This is a genomic window from Derxia lacustris (assembly GCF_002105195.1).
Taxonomy (GTDB): domain Bacteria; phylum Pseudomonadota; class Gammaproteobacteria; order Burkholderiales; family Burkholderiaceae_E; genus Derxia; species Derxia lacustris.
Map to the genome: position 1 here is coordinate 107861 of NZ_MUHU01000001.1, position 14688 is coordinate 122548.

Below are 14688 nucleotides of genomic sequence, written 5' to 3' on the forward strand. Positions count from 1 at the left end.
TCCCATGACCGAACTCTCCACCCCGCTCGCGCCGGAACAGCGCGGGCTGTGGTTCCTGCACCGGCTCGCGCCCGATTGCGGCGCCTGGCATCTGGTGTTCAGCCTCGCGATCGAACGCCGCGAGACCGTGACGTCGCCGTTCGCGGCCCGCCTCGACGCGCTGCTCGACGAGCTGCTCGCCAACTATCCGGTGCTGCGCAGCTGCCTCGAGGACAGCGCCGCCGGCCCGCGCCAGCGCGCCGACGAGGCCGCCCGGCCCGATCTGCGCACGCTCGACCTGCGCGACGCCGGCGTCAGCGACGCCGAGCTGCGCGAACGCATGCGCGCCGACGCCCGCGCGCCGTTCGACCTCGAACGCGCGCCGCTCTGGCGCGTGCATCTCTACCGCCTCGACGACAGCCGCTGGACGCTCGCCTTCGTGGTCCATCACGCGCTGCTCGACTTCTGGTCGCTCGGCCTGCTGCTGCAGGACATCGCGGCCCGGCTCGGCCTGGTCGTGCCCGACGCGCGGCCCGACGGCGCCGGCTGGTTCGCGCATGCCGCCGCCCAGTCGCAGCGCTCGCACGATCCGGCCCGGCAGGCGGTCTGGCTCGCTGCCTGGAAGCCCATGCTCGACGGCGCGCCGGTGCTGCACGGCCTGCCGCTCGACCGCCCGCGCCCGCTGCGCCAGCGCTGGGAGGGCCGCAGCCGCGCCTTCGCGCTCGACGCCGCCACCAGCGAGGGCCTGCGCCGCATCGCCCGCGAGCACAACGCCACGCCCTACATGGTGCTGCTCGCCGCCTGCCACGCCTGGCTGCACCGGCTGTCGGGCGACGACGACATCGTCGTCGCCAGCCCGGTCGCCGGCCGGCTGCGCGCCGAGCAGCGCCGCATGCTCGGCCAGTTCGTCAACACGCTCGCGCTGCGCGCCCGCATCGATGCCGAGGCGCCCTTCACCGCGCTGCTGGCGCAGCTGCGCCAGACCGTGCTGACCGCGATGCGCCATCAGGACTGCCCGTTCTCCTGGCTGGTCGAGCAGCTCGCGCCACGCCGCGATCCGGGCCATGCGCCGCTGGCCCAGCTCGGCTTCTCGTGGGAACGGCTGCCGCTGCTGGCCGACTTCGCCGACTTCTTCCTGGCCGAGCCGGGCCCGGTCGAACGCGACTTCGGGCCGTTCGCGCTCAGCCCCTTCCCGGTGCCGCAGCAGGAAGGCCAGCTCGACCTGCTGCTGGAGATGGGCGGCGAGCGCGACGGCGCCTTCGTCGGCACGCTCAAGTACGACGACAACCTGTTCGACGCCGCCACCATCGGCCACTGGCTCGACGGCTTCCGCCATCTGGTCGCGGCGCTCGCCGCCGACCCGGAACGCGCCATCGCCGACCTGCCGCTGTGCGCCGCCGACGGTGCGCCGGCCGCGCGCGCCATCGGCCCGCTGCGCCCGCTGCCGGCCGATCCCGCCGCGCCGGCCGCCGCCGATGCCGCCACCGACACCACCGCCGCCGATCCCGCCGCCGACACGCTCGCGCGCATCCTCGCCGTGGCCGCCGCCCGTCCCGCCGCCGAAGCCGTCACCGACTGCCTCGAAGCGCCCGCCGGCGCCACGCGCGGCTGGAGCTATGCCGAGCTGGCGGCGCGCGCCGACGCCATCGCCGGCCATCTCATCGCCGCCGGCGTCGCGCCCGGCAGCCATGTGGGCCTGATGCTCGACCGCAGCCGCGAGCTGGTCGCCGCGATGCTCGGCATCTGGCGCGCCGGCTGCGCCTATGTGCCGCTCGATCCGGCGCTGCCGGCCGAGCGCATCGCCGACATGGCCGCCGACGCCGGCCTCGCCCATCTGCTCACCGAGAGCGCGCTGGCCGCGCGCGTGCCGGCCGGCATCGCCGCCAGCGCGCTCGACGCGCCACTCGCCACCAGCGCCGCCGCGCGCCCGGGCGCCGGCACCGTCGCCTATCTGCTCTACACCTCCGGCTCCACCGGCCGGCCCAAGGGCGTGCGCATCGGCCATCGCGCGCTGCTCAACTTCCTCAACGCGATGCGCGACCGACTGCCGCTGCCGGCCGGGCTGCGCCTGCTCGCCGTCACCACGCCGAGCTTCGACATCTCGCTGCTCGAACTCTTCCTGCCGCTGACCGTCGGCGCCACCGTGGTCGTCTGCGACCGCGCCGCGCTCACCGACGGCGCCCTGCTCGCGCGCCGGCTCGACGAGCAGCGCATCGACCTGCTCCAGGCCACGCCGGCGAGCTGGAAGATGCTGCTCGACGCCGGCTTCGACGCGCGCCCCGGCCTGGTCGCGCTGTGCGGCGGCGAACCGCTGCCGGGCTGGCTCGCCGAGGCCCTGCTCGCGCGCTGCGCCAGCCTGTGGAACATGTACGGCCCGACCGAGACCACCATCTGGTCCACCGTCGCCGAAGTGCGTGCCGGCGAGCCGATCCACCTCGGCGCGCCGATCGACAACACCACGCTGCATGTGCTCGACGAGCGCGGCCGTCCGGTGCCCGACGGCGTGCTCGGCGAACTCTGGATCGGCGGCGCCGGCCTCGCGCTCGACTACTGGCAGCGCCCCGAGCTGACCGCCGAGCGCTTCACCGAACCCGCCGGCCTGCCCGGCGCCGGCCGCCTGTACCGCACCGGCGACCGCGTGCGCTGGAACGCCGCCGGCCGGCTCGAACACCACGGCCGGCTCGACTTCCAGATCAAGCTGCGCGGCTTCCGCATCGAGCTCGGCGAGATCGAGGCCGTGCTGCGCGCCGCCGCCGGCGTGCGCGACGCCGTGGCCGTGGTGCGCGAAGACCGTGCCGGCGACGCCCGGCTGGTCGCCTACGTGGTCGCCGACGCGTCCGAAGCCGCGCTGCGCGCCGCCCTGCGCGAACGCCTGCCCGCCTACATGCAGCCGTCGGCGCTGGTCTTCCTCGACGCCTTCCCGCAGACCCACAACCGCAAGATCGACCGCAAGGCGCTGCCGGCGCCGACGCTCGATGCCGCCGACGCCGACCATGTCGCGCCGCGCGACGCGGTCGAGATCGCGCTCGCGGCCCAGTTCTGCCGCCTGCTCGACCTGCCGCGCGTCGGCGTGCATGCCGACTTCTTCGAACTCGGCGGCCATTCGCTGCTGGCGGTGCAACTGGTGGCCGCCATCAAGCGCAGCCTCGGCGTGGAACTGCCAGTCTCCGAGCTGATCGCGCATGGCAGCGTGGCCGCGCTGGCGGCCCGGCTGCGGGCCCTGCAGGACGGCACGGCGACAGCCTCCGGCCATGTCGTCGAGCTCCAGCCCGGACGCGGCGGCCGGCCGCTCTGGCTGTTCCATCCCATCGGCGGCACGGTGTTCTGCTATCTCGAACTCAGCCGCCAGCTCGGCGAGGCCCGGCCCATCCATGCGCTCGAGGCGCCCGGCCTGGCCGCCGACGGCGAAGCCGAAGTCACCATCGAAAAGATGGCCGAGGCGCATCTCGCCGAGCTGCGGGCGCGCCAGCCGCACGGCCCCTATCTGCTCGGCGGCTGGTGCTTCGGCGGCGTGCTCGCCTACGAGGCCGCGCGCCAGCTGCGCGCCGAGGGCGAGACGGTCGAGGGCATCGTGCTCATCGACACCCGCGCCCCCATCGAGGCCAACGTGCCGAGCGACGGCGACGACGCCACCCTGCTGTCGTGGTTCGCGCGCGACCTCGCCACGCCCTACGGCAAGACGCTGCACCTCGCGCCCGAACAGCTGCGCGAGCTGCCGCCCGACACCATGTTCGACGCCGTGCTCGACGCCGCCCGCGCCATCGACGTGCTGCCGCCCGACGCCGACCGGGCCCGGCTCGAACGCTATTTCGAGGTCTACATCGCCAACGCCATCGCGCTCCAGCTGTACTTCCCGCCGGCCGACGACATCCCCGCGCTGCTGCTGCTGGCGCGCGACGAGCCGGCCGACTACGGCCCGCTGCTCGGCTGGGACCGGCTGCTGCCGACCAGCCTCGTCGCGCAAGGCCTGCCCGGCGACCACAACAGCATCGTCCACGCGCCCCAGGCCGCCGAGGTGGCGCGCGCCATCAACCAGCACCATCCGGTGGCCGAGCCGGCCGCCCTCGCCGCCGAGGCCCAGCCATGATCGAAGCCCGCCACAGCTACACCCTACCGGTCAGTCCCGAACTCGCCTTCGACTACCTGAGCAACCCGGCCAACGATGCCGAATGGCAGGCCTCCTGCGACGCCTGCGAACTGCTCGACGGCGCGCCCGCCGTCGGCGCGCGCTACCGCATCGACTTCGCCTTCCTGAGCCGGCGCATGAAGTTCGTCGCCGAGATCACCGCGCTGGAAGCGCCCAGCCGCTACGCCTTCCGCGTGATCGACGGCCCGTTCCGCTACGAGGGCGAATACCGCCTCGCGCCGCATGCCGACGGCGTCGCCGTCGACTGGCGCTTCGCCGCCGACCCCGGCCGCTTCTTCGGAATCCTCCCGGCCTCGCTGCTGCGCAAGGTGCTCGTCAGCCAGGTGGAAAAAGACGTGCCCCGGCTGGCCGCCCTGCTCACGGCGCGCGCCGCCCAACCCATCCTCCAGGACTGAATCCGACCATGCTCGCCTACGCCAACTGGCTGATCCGCCACCGCTGGTGGGTCATTGCCCTGACCCTCGTCCTCACCGGCGTGCTCGGCGCCTTCGCCGCCGGGCTCAAGGTCGTCATCGACCCGGCCGCGCTCGCGCCCCAGGGCCATCCCTATATCGCCGCCACCAACCATGTGGAGAAGGTCTTCGGCTCGAAGTACCTGATGCTGATCGGCGTCACGCCCAAGCAGGGCGATGCGCTCCAGCCCGCCGTGCTCGAACGCATCGAGCGCATCACGCACAAGCTCGAGAACACGCCCGGCGTGGTGAAGGCGACGCTGGCCAGCCTGGCCGCGCCGCAGTCGCGCGCGATCCGCGGCACCGCCGACGGCTTCGAGGCCAAGCCACTGCTCGAACGCCTGCCCGTGACCGAGGCCGACCGCGCCGCGCTCAAGGCCGCGATCGAGGCCAATCCGGTCTATCTCGACACCGTCGTCTCGCGCGACTTCCGCACCGCCGCCATCCTGGTCGAGCTGGAAGAGCGCTCGGACGGCTTCGGCAAGATGGTCGAGCCGGTGCTGGCCGCCGTCGATGCCGAGCGCTCGCCCGACATCGACATCACGCTCGGCGGCAATCCGGTCTATCTCGACAAGACCGAGAAGTTCTCCGAGCGCATCGGCATCCTGTTCCCGATCGCCATCGTGGTGATCGGGCTGCTGCACTACGAAGCCTTCCGCACCCGCCAGGGCCTGATCCTGCCGCTGGTCACCGCGCTGATGGCGGTGGCCTGGGGCACCGGCTTCATGGGCCTGCTCGGCCAGCAGATGGACATCTTCAATTCGCCGACGCCGATCCTCATCCTGGCCATCGCGGCCGGGCATGCGGTGCAGCTGCTCAAGCGCTACTACGAGGAATACGAACTGCTGCGCGCCGACGGCAAGCTCGACCCGCTGGCCGCCAACCGCGAGGCCGTGGTGCGCTCGCTGGCCGGCGTCGGCCCGGTGATGATGATTGCCGGCGGGGTGGCCGCGCTCGGCTTCTTCTCGCTGCTGGTGTTCAACATCGCCACCATCCGCGCCTTCGGCATCTTCACCGGCGCCGGCATCCTGAGCGCGGTGCTGCTGGAGATGACCTTCATCCCGGCGGTGCGCTCGCTGCTCAAGCCGCCGAGCGACCGCGACCGCCACACCGAAAAGCGCGACCGCATCTGGGACCGCATTCCGCGCTGGATCGGCGAGCAGGTGATTCCGGTCGGCCGCCGCCGCGTGGTGGCCGGCGCGGCCCTGCTGCTGGTGGGCCTGTGCGTGCTGGGCATGCAGCGCATCGTCATCGACAACGCGAGCAAGAACTTCTTCGCCAGCAACCTCGACATCCAGCGCGACGACGAGCAGCTCAACCGCGCGCTCGGCGGCACCAACAGCCTCTACATCATGGTCGAGGGCAAGCAGGCCGATGCCATCAAGGACCCGGCGGTGCTGCGCGCCATCGAGAGCACCCAGCGCTTTGCCGAAAGCCAGGCCGACGTGGGCAAGACGATTTCCATCGTCGACTACCTGGAGCGCATGAACCAGGCCATGAACGGCGACGCGCCGGCCGCGCACCGCCTGCCCGACAGCCGCGAACTCATCGCGCAATACCTGCTGCTGTACTCGATGTCGGGCAACCCGGGCGACTTCGACGCCTGGGTCGACTACGACTACAAGGCGGCCAAGATCACGCTGCTGCTCAAGACCGGCAGCAACGCCCGCATCCGCGCGCTGGTCGATGCGCTGCAGGCGCATGTGGACCAGACCTTCGGTCCCGACGTGACCGTGACCTTCGGCGGCGACGTGGCCCAGACCATCGCGCTGACCGACACCATGGTCCACGGCAAGCTGGCCAACATCGCGCAGATCGCCGGTGCCATCTTCATCATCTCGGCGCTGGCCTTCCGCTCGCCGCTGGCCGGGCTGATCGTGCTGGTGCCGCTGGCGATGGCGGTGGCGGCGGTGTTCGGCGTGATGGGGCTGGCCGGCATTCCGCTCAACATTCCCAACTCGCTGATCTCGGCGATGGCGGTGGGCATCGGCGCCGACTACGCCATCTATCTGCTCTACCGCATGCGCGAACGGGTGCGCGCCGGCGCCGGCATGGAAGACGCCGTGCGCCAGACCCTGGCCAGCGCCGGCAAGGCCGCGCTGTTCGTCGCCACCGCCGTGGCCGGCGGCTATGGCGTGCTGGCGCTGTCCCTCGGCTACAACGTGCATCTGTGGCTGTCGCTGTTCATCGTGCTGGCGATGACGGTCAGCGTGTTCGCCTCGCTGTTCCTGGTGCCGGCGCTGGTGCTGTGGCTGCGGCCCGGCTTCATCCTCGGCGGCGGCGTGGCGCAGCCGGCGCTGCGCACGGCGGCGCTGCTTCTGGCCGGCGCGCTTGGCCTCACGCTGGCCGTCGCGCCGCGCAAGGCCCCGGCCGCCGAGACCGCCGCCACGCTGATGCAGAAGAACTACGCCGCCAGCCGGGTGCACGACTCGCTCGCCCGCGCCACCTTCACCCTGGTCAACCGCGACGGCGCCCAGCGCGTGCGCGAGACCACCGGCGCCACCCGCATGCGCGCCAACGGCGACGACAACCTGCGCTACGTGCGCTTCACCGCGCCGGCTGACATCAAGGGCACGGCCACGCTGCTGGCCGAGAACGGCGCCGGCGAGGACGACCTGTGGATCTATCTGCCGGCGCTCGGCAAGACGCGCCGGCTGTCGGCCTCGAACAAGAAGGACGCCTTCGTCGGCACCGACTTTTCCTACGGCGACATCCTCGGCCACAAGCCGGGCGACTGGACCCACGCGGTGCTGCGCGCCGAGACCGTCGACGGCGTGGCCTGCACCGTGGTCGAGTCGCTGCCGGCCAGCCCGGCGGCGCGCGACAACAGCGGCTATGCGCGCCGCCTGACCTGGGTGCGCGACGACAACTTCATGACCCAGCGCGCCGAGTTCTTCGACCTGGCCGGCCAGCCGCTCAAGCGCATGACCGCGGGCGAGATCCGCGCGGTCGGCAACGGTCACTGGCAGGCCATGGTCTCGACGGTCGAGAACCTCCAGACCGGCCATCGCACGACGATCCGCTTCGACGACTTCAAGGCCGACCAGGGCGTGGACGAGAAGCTGTTCGACGTGAAGGCGCTGGAGCGCTCGTGACGCCTGCGACCCTGTGCCGGGCGGCGGTGCTGGCCGTCGCCGCCGGTTGCGCCACGGCGGCCGGCGCGGCCGATGCCGATGCCGACTGGCGCGACGCCATCGACAACCGCGGCTCGCTGCGCGCCGACGGCTGGAGCGGATCGCGTCAGCTCGACGACGCCGGCGCCATCGGCGCTGCCTCGCTCTGGGACCGGCTGCGCTGGGACGGCGCCGGCGCCGGGCAGGCGGTGGCCAGCGGCTGGCTGCGCGCCGAGACTTCCGGCGCCGCCGGCTCGCCGACGCCGCCGCATGCGCGCCTGCGCGAGCTGTACTGGCGCGGCGACCTCGGCCCGCTCGACCTGACCGTGGGCCGCCAGATGCCGGCCTGGGGCCGCGCCGACGGCCTCAACCCCACCGACCAGCTGTCGCCGCGCGACTTCACCCTGCTCGCGCCCGAGGACGGCGACCTGCGCCACGGCAATCAGGCGATCCGCCTGGCCTGGAACCACGACAGCCTCGGCGAGTTCAGCGCGATGTGGTTCCCCAAGGGCGCCAGCCACCGCATGCCGCTGCAACGCCGGCCCGGCCTCGACTACCGGCGCGATCCGCTGCCCGGCGGCAGCCAGACCGCGCTCAAGTGGGAATTCGCCGGTGCCGGCAGCGACGGTTCGCTGTCGTGGTTCGACGGCATCGATCCGATGCCCGATCTGGTGCCGGGCAGCCTGTCGGCCAGCGGCCTGACCGTCGCCGAGCGCAATGCCCGCGAGCGCGTGCTGGGCGCCGATTTCAGCGCCGCCGGCGACGGCGTGGTCTGGCGCGCCGAGGCCGCCTGGACCCGCACGCCGAGCCAGGGCGGCGAAGATTTCACGCACAAGAAGCCCCAGCTCTGGATGGTGGCCGGCCCCGAATGGAGCCTGGGCGAATGGACGCTCGGCACCCAGCTCACGCTGCGCCGGGTGTTCGGCTGGCGCAGCCCCGACGGCATCGCCGACCCGATCGCGCGCGAGGTGGCGCGGGCGCAATCGGCGCTGTCCAACCAGGTGTCGGCGACCCAGACCGGCTTCACCGTGCGGCTTGCGCGGCGCGCCTTCAACGACACGCTGCTGGCCGAGACCAGCGCCGTCGTGCTGCGCGCCGGCCCGCCCGGCGACAACTCGCAGGCGCTCAGCGGCCTGTGGCGCGGCAAGCTCGACTGGGCGGTCGACGACCACTGGAATCTGGCCGCCGGCTTCGATCATCCCTTCGGTCCAGGCGTGAGCTTCTTCGGCCTGCTGCGCGACAACCGCGTGGCCTATGTGCAGCTGCGCCGCAGCCTCTGAGCCGCGCCGGCCAGGTTCGGCGCTTCAGTGCCTGGGGCCGTGCGCCGCCGAGCCGGCCGGCGGCGCGGCGGCCTGCACCAGCGTGTCGGCCAGCGCGGCGGCCAGGCAGCCGTAGCTCTCGTCGTTCATGTGCAGGCCGTCGGGCGCGAGCAGGCGGTCGGCATAGCCGTCGCCGGCATGCTCGGCCCATTGCCGCATCAGCTCGAAGCGGCGGAACACCGGCACCCGGTCGCGCTGGGCCTGGCGGTCGAACCAGCCGAGCATGTCGCGCATGCCGGCGGCGTCGTTGACGCGCGGCGCGTATTGCAGATCCATCAGCACCAGATCGATGCCGTGGGCGCGAATGCGCGCGACGCCGTCCTCGGCCAGCGCGGTGAAGGTCGCGAAATCGATGCCGCGCAGCAGCGCATTGGTGCCGAGCTGCCAGATCACCAGCTGCGGCTCGTCGCGGAACACGTCGCGCTCGAAGCGCGCGATCTCCTCCTGCACATCCTGGCCGTTGACGCCCTTGTTGATGACGCGCACCGACTTGCCCGGCAGCCGCCGCGTCAGCTCCACGCCGAGCCGGCTCGGATAGGTGGCGGCGATGCTGGTCGCGCCGGCGCCCGCCGTGGTCGATGAACCGAGCGCGACGATGGTGAGCGGCTGGTTCGACGCCAGCCGCGCGGCGGTGATCGGCAGCGGCGGCAGCGGCGCGGCCCGGCCGATGCCGGCGCAGGCGCCCTCGGGCGGGCGCACCACGGCGGCCGGACTGCGCGCGGCCGCCGGCGCGGTCGGCGCGGTGCCGGGCGGCGCCGGAATGCGCGGCGCATCCTGCGGCGCGACCGGCGCGGCCGGAGACGGCGTCGGGCCGGCGGCCGGCAGCGGCGGCGCCGGCTGCGACTGCGCCAGCACGCCGGCCGGCGCCAGGCCGAGCAGCGCCAGCAGCAAGGGCAGCAAGGGCGCGCGGCGCGGGCGCGAGCGGGCGGGATGCGGCGTGGCGGGAGTCGTCATCGTTGTCCTCATGCAGGCGCTCAGGGGCTGTCGAGCGCCATCTCGACCAGCGCCGCGAGCTGGCCGCCGACGCAGGCATCCATGCGCAGCTTGTCGGCGCGGGCGCGCGCCACGTCGGCCGGATGCGGCTCGAAGCTGCCGTTGTCGAACCAGTGCTGCATCAGTTCATGGCGGCGGAAATACGGCAGATCGTGGCTGCGCGCGATCCAGCGCAGATAGGCGCGGTAGGGCGCGGTGTTGATGAACAGCGCGGTCGTGGCGCCGTACTGCATGTCGACCAGCAGCACGTCGATGCGACGCCGCGCCAGCAGGTCGAGCGCGGCCTCGAGGTCGGCGCCGAAGTCGGGCACGGCGCGGCCCAGGCGCGCATCGGCGATGCCGACTTGCAGCACCAGCAGCGCGGGCGCCTCGCGCAGCACCTCGGCGTCGACCACGCGGCGCAGGTCGGCGGTGCTGGCGCCGGGCTTGGCGATCACGCGCAGGTCGATGCGGCGGCCCGGATGCGCGGCTTGCAGCGCGGCGGCGAAGCGCGCCGGCCAGGCGCTGTCGGGCGTGGCATCGGGCAGGCGCGCGCTGTGGTTGCCGCGCGCCGGATCGGGCTCGGCGCCGAGCCGCTCGGCCTCCTCGCGCGGCACCGCGCCCTCGGCCGAGCCGGTGCCGAGCACGATGACGCGCACCGGATCGCGGCCGCGCAGCGCGGCGCGCAGGCGCGGCAGCGGCGCCTCGGTGGCGACCAGGTCGGCCGGCGCCGAGCATTCGTCGGGCAGGCCCGGCGCGGCAGCGGCCGACGCGGCGGCCAGCGCGACGCAGCCGCCGAACAGCAAGCGGTGGATGGCGTTCATGGCGCGGCCCCCGGATCGAGCACGGCGCGCATCTGGCGGTCGTCGGACCGGTCGCCGGCGGCGCCGGACGCCGGCGCGCCGACCGGGGCCCTGGCGTCGCGCGGCGCGGCCGGCTTGCGCTTGCCGCCGGCCGCGCCGTACCAGTCGATCAGCGCCGCCAGCGCGCACATCGCCGCGATGCCGACCGCGCTGCACAGCGCCTGGGCGAGCAGGCTGCCGTCGATCTCCACCAGGATGAATTGCATGAAGAACGACAGGTAGATGCCGAAGCAGAACACGTAGAGCGACTGGCGCCCGCAGACCAGGATCGGCCGCAGCCGGCGCCGGCCCAGAAAGCGCGCATCGGCGCCGATGAGCCCCGACGCGAGATAGGCGATGGCCAGAAAATGCAGCAGCCGCGTGAGCCCGAGATTGGTCTTGTCGACCGGGTAGATGAGATTGCCGAGCCAGATCGGCAGCGCATCCTCGAGCGCGCGCACATGCCAGGTCATCACCACCGCAAACGCGAACAGCAGCCAGCCCGCCGCCAGCCATGCAAGCCACGGGCGCCAGCGCAACACGCCGCCGAGCGCCTGCGGCGCCGCCGCGCAGACCGCGCCGAGCACGAACAGCAGCTGCCATGCAAACGGATTGAAGAACCAGCCGCCGTCGCCCGGATAGGCCGGCAGATTCCAGTCGAACAGCCGCGCGCCGGCATACACCGCCGCCGAGAGCGCCAGCAGCCAGCGCGGCCGCCAGCCGATCAGCGCCAGCATCGGCGGGAAGGCGGCGAGCAGCACGATGTAGAGCGGCAGCACATCGAGATTGGCCGGCTTGAAGCGCAGCAGCAGCGCCTCGACCAGCGCGATGTGCGGCGCCTTCAGGAACTCGTTGAGATTGAGTTCATCGACATAGGCCGGATTGGCATAGCGCGTCGCGACCCAGGCCACCTCGGCGATGTAGAACATGAGCAGCACGAGATGGGCGACATACAAGGTCCAGGCGCGCTGCCACGCATGCGCCGAGGCGAAGGCCAGCCCCTTGCGCTGCCAGGCGCGGCCATAGGCGATGGCGGCCGAATAGCCCGAGATGAAGATGAAGATCTCGGTTGCGTCGCTGAAGCCGTAGTTGCGCGGCGTGAGCCACGCGAACAGGTTGCCCGGCGTGTGGTCGAGAAAGATGAACCACAGCGCGAGACCGCGGAAGAAGTCGAGCCGCGGATCGCGGCCGGGAAAGACGCGGTCGAGCCGCAGCGGCTCGCGCGGCGGCACGGGCGGATCGGCGATGAGGGCGGCGGAGGAAGCGGTCGGGAGCATCGGCGGCGAATTGCCGGCCGCCGTGGATGGCGGCCGGCTCGCTGGCGATGCTCGCGTCGCGCCGGGGCCGACCGCTGTCGGACCGGCGGCCGCCGGCGCGTCGGCGCGCGCCGCGCCAGCTCAGTCGAGCAGGAAGTTGCCGCTGCCGCCCTCGAGCCGCAGCGCCGGCGCGGCGGTCTCGTCCTTGAGCGCGACACCGGTCAGCCCGCGCTTGCCGGCCTCGCGCGCGAGCCAGGCCAGGCGCGCGGCGGCGTCGGCATGCGCGAGACCTTCGGCGCGCACATTGCTGATGCAGTTGCGCGCGGCGTCGGTCAGCCCGGGGCGCGGCGACCAGGTGAGGTAGAGCCCCATGCTGTCGGGCGAGCTGAGGCCGGGGCGCTCGCCGATCATCACCACGATGAGATTGGCGTCGAGCAGCTCGCCGATCTCGTCGCCGATGGCCACGCGGCCTTGCCGCACCACGGCCACCGGCGCGACGCGCCAGCGCTCGGCGTCGATGAAGGGCTGCATCGCGCGCAAAAAGGGCATGGCATTGGTCGCGATGGCCAGCGACGACAGCCCGTCGACGACGGCGAAGGCGAGGTCGAAGCGCGGCGCGGCGCCGGTGTGCGCGCTGGCGCCGGGCGTTGCCGCGGCGCCCTCGCCCGCCGCCTGCCGCCGGGCTGCGCGCGCCGCCGTCAGCGCCGCGCGCGATGCATCGCCGAGCCGCCGGCCGAGGTCGGGCCGTTGCAGATAGATGTGGCGATCCGCCGCCGCGCTGTCGGCGCGCAGGGTGGCGAAGCCCGCCGCCTCGATGTCGCGCGCGACCGCGTCGGCATCGAGCGGCGTGTGGACCGCATCGCGCGCCTGGGCATGCGCGAGCTGGAAGTCGAGCATCGGCGCGGTCGGCAGGCTGATGCCGGCGCGCCCGAGCGCGATGCGCGCCGGCGTGTGCCGGCGCAGATGCGCCCACGGGTTGCCGACCACGGCCGGCGCGCTGGCCGGCAAAGCTTCATCGGCAATGCAGCTTTCGTCGTCGTCGCTGCGGCGGGCGCTCATGCCGCACTCCCGGTCAGCAGCTTCTCGAAAGCCGGCGGCGGCGCGCTCTCCAGCCGCGCAATCCCGTCGCCCGAGAAGATGCGCATGCGCGTGAGCCAGGCCTCGAACTCCGGCGCCGCGCGCAGCCCCAGCACCCGCCGCGCATAGAGCGCATCGTGAAAGCTGGTGGTCTGGTAGTTGAGCATCACATCGTCCGAGCCCGGAATGCCCATGATGAAGTTGATGCCCGCCGCGCCCAGCAGCGTGAGCAGCACATCCATGTCGTTCTGGTCGGCTTCGGCATGGTTGGTGTAGCAGATGTCGCAGCCCATCGGCACGCCAAGCAGCTTGCCGCAGAAGTGGTCTTCGAGCCCGGCACGGATGATCTGCTTGCCGTCGTACAGGTACTCCGGCCCGATGAAGCCGACCACGGTGTTGACCAGCAGCGGCCTGAAGCGCCGCGCCACCGCATAGGCGCGCGCCTCGATGGTCTGCTGGTCGCAGCCGTGATGCGCGCCGGCCGACAGCGCGCTGCCCTGCCCGGTCTCGAAGTACATGACGTTGTCGCCGCGCTGCGGCACGGCCAGCGCATTGCCGTGGATGTCGGTGTCGAACAGCGCGCCGCGTTGCAGTTCCAGCGCCATCGCATGCGCCTCGGCCAGCAGCGCGAGGTTCACGCCAAAGCTGGTGTTGGTGCCCTCGGTGCCGCCGACCGACTGGAACACCAGGTCCACCGGCGCGCCGCGTTCCATCGCCTGCATGGTGTTGGTGACGTGGGTGAGGATGCAGCTCTGCGTCGGGATGTCGTAGCGGCGGATCACGGCGTCGAGCATGTCGAGCAGGCGCATCACCTGGGGCACGTTGTCGGTCGCCGGATTGATGCCGATGACCGCGTCGCCGCTGCCGTAGAGCAGGCCGTCGAAGGTGCTGGCGGCGATGCCGGCCGCGTCGTCGGTCGGATGGTTGGGTTGCAGCCGGGTCGACATGCGGCCGGCCAGGCCGATGGTGCCGCGGAAGCGCGTGACGACGCGGCATTTGCGCGCGACCAGAATCAGGTCCTGGTTGCGCATGATCTTGCTCACCGCCGCCGCCATCTCGGGCGTGATGCCGGGCGCGAGCGCGGCCAGCGCCAGCTCGTCGCAGTCGTCGCTGAGCAGCCAGTTGCGGAAGTCGCCGACGGTCAGGTGCGCGACCGGCGCGAAAGCGGCGGCATCGTGCGTGTCGAGGATGAGGCGGGTGATCTCGTCGGCCTCGTAGGGCACGACGGCTTCATTCAGAAAGTGCGCGAGCGGCAGCGCGGCGAGCGCCATCTGCGCGGCCACGCGCTCCTCGGCGCTGCGCGCGGCGACGCCGGCCAGATGGTCGCCCGAGCGCTCGGGCGTGGCGCGCGCCATCAGCATGGCGAGGTCGTCGAACACATAGCCGCGGGCACCGACGGTATGGCGATGGAGGGGCATGGGGGATTCCTTCACAAGCGGTATCGGCGCCGGCGGCCCGGGCGTTGCAACCCGAGTCCCAGCCGCGCCGACAGACGGGCGGGTCGGCGACCGACAGGCGCGGCCAGGCGACC

The 14688-nt window shown here is 72.8% G+C and carries 9 protein-coding genes; 4 read left to right on the forward strand and 5 right to left on the reverse strand.

The annotated features are described in order from the left end of the window. The first annotated feature begins 4 nt into the window (after nt 1-4). From B9P64_RS28345 to B9P64_RS00445, 4 genes are read left to right on the forward strand one after another with little or no spacing between them, the layout of a single operon-like run. Nucleotides 5-4066, forward strand: a complete 4062-nt coding sequence (locus B9P64_RS28345) for a non-ribosomal peptide synthetase (RefSeq protein ID WP_085314308.1) — start codon at nt 5-7, stop codon at nt 4064-4066. Beyond that, nucleotides 4063-4521, forward strand: a complete 459-nt coding sequence (locus B9P64_RS25950) for an SRPBCC family protein (RefSeq protein WP_217808626.1) — start codon at nt 4063-4065, stop codon at nt 4519-4521. Before B9P64_RS28345 ends, B9P64_RS25950 begins: the two co-directional genes overlap by 4 nt. Nucleotides 4522-4529: 8 nt before the next feature. After that, nucleotides 4530-7673, forward strand: a complete 3144-nt coding sequence (locus B9P64_RS00440) for an outer membrane lipoprotein-sorting protein (protein WP_217808627.1) — start codon at nt 4530-4532, stop codon at nt 7671-7673. Then, the gene (locus tag B9P64_RS00445; RefSeq protein WP_139826061.1) at nt 7670-8971 is read left to right on the forward strand and encodes a hypothetical protein; all 1302 of its coding nucleotides are present in this window, start codon (nt 7670-7672) and stop codon (nt 8969-8971) included. The genes B9P64_RS00440 and B9P64_RS00445 overlap by 4 nt, the downstream gene beginning before the upstream one ends. A 24-nt stretch (nt 8972-8995) precedes the next feature. On the opposite strand, the gene B9P64_RS00450 is transcribed toward B9P64_RS00445, so the two are convergent. The 5 genes from B9P64_RS00450 to B9P64_RS00470 form a co-directional block, all read right to left on the reverse strand. After that, nucleotides 8996-9964: an SGNH/GDSL hydrolase family protein gene (locus B9P64_RS00450; protein WP_085314310.1), complete on the reverse strand. Its 969-nt coding sequence runs from the start codon at nt 9962-9964 to the stop codon at nt 8996-8998. Between the two features lie 20 nt (nt 9965-9984). After that, complete coding sequence (locus tag B9P64_RS00455; protein WP_085314311.1) at nt 9985-10806, reverse strand: SGNH/GDSL hydrolase family protein; 822 nt, start codon at nt 10804-10806, stop codon at nt 9985-9987. Then, a complete protein-coding gene (locus B9P64_RS00460) occupies nt 10803-12101 on the reverse strand; it encodes an OpgC family protein (RefSeq protein WP_085314312.1) in 1299 nt (432 codons plus the stop codon). The genes B9P64_RS00455 and B9P64_RS00460 overlap by 4 nt, the downstream gene beginning before the upstream one ends. A gap of 120 nt (nt 12102-12221) precedes the next feature. After that, nucleotides 12222-13139 (reverse strand): ethanolamine ammonia-lyase subunit EutC, encoded by a 918-nt coding sequence (gene eutC / locus B9P64_RS00465; RefSeq protein ID WP_085314313.1) that lies wholly within the window; start codon nt 13137-13139, stop codon nt 12222-12224. Next, nucleotides 13136-14575: an ethanolamine ammonia-lyase subunit EutB gene (locus tag B9P64_RS00470; protein WP_085314314.1), complete on the reverse strand. Its 1440-nt coding sequence runs from the start codon at nt 14573-14575 to the stop codon at nt 13136-13138. The genes eutC and B9P64_RS00470 overlap by 4 nt, the downstream gene beginning before the upstream one ends. Nucleotides 14576-14688 lie beyond the last annotated feature (113 nt).

Excerpts from the sequence above, each read along its gene's own strand:
- B9P64_RS00470 (WP_085314314.1), bottom strand. The coding sequence starts at position 14,575 with ATGCCCCTCCATCGCCATACCGTCGGTGCCCGCGGCTATGTGTTCGAC.
- B9P64_RS28345 (WP_085314308.1), top strand. The coding sequence starts at position 5 with ATGACCGAACTCTCCACCCCGCTCGCGCCGGAACAGCGCGGGCTGTGG.
- eutC (WP_085314313.1), bottom strand. The coding sequence starts at position 13,139 with ATGAGCGCCCGCCGCAGCGACGACGACGAAAGCTGCATTGCCGATGAA.
- B9P64_RS00440 (WP_217808627.1), top strand. The coding sequence starts at position 4,530 with ATGCTCGCCTACGCCAACTGGCTGATCCGCCACCGCTGGTGGGTCATT.
- B9P64_RS00455 (WP_085314311.1), bottom strand. The coding sequence starts at position 10,806 with ATGAACGCCATCCACCGCTTGCTGTTCGGCGGCTGCGTCGCGCTGGCC.
- B9P64_RS25950 (WP_217808626.1), top strand. The coding sequence starts at position 4,063 with ATGATCGAAGCCCGCCACAGCTACACCCTACCGGTCAGTCCCGAACTC.
- B9P64_RS00460 (WP_085314312.1), bottom strand. The coding sequence starts at position 12,101 with ATGCTCCCGACCGCTTCCTCCGCCGCCCTCATCGCCGATCCGCCCGTG.
- B9P64_RS00450 (WP_085314310.1), bottom strand. The coding sequence starts at position 9,964 with ATGACGACTCCCGCCACGCCGCATCCCGCCCGCTCGCGCCCGCGCCGC.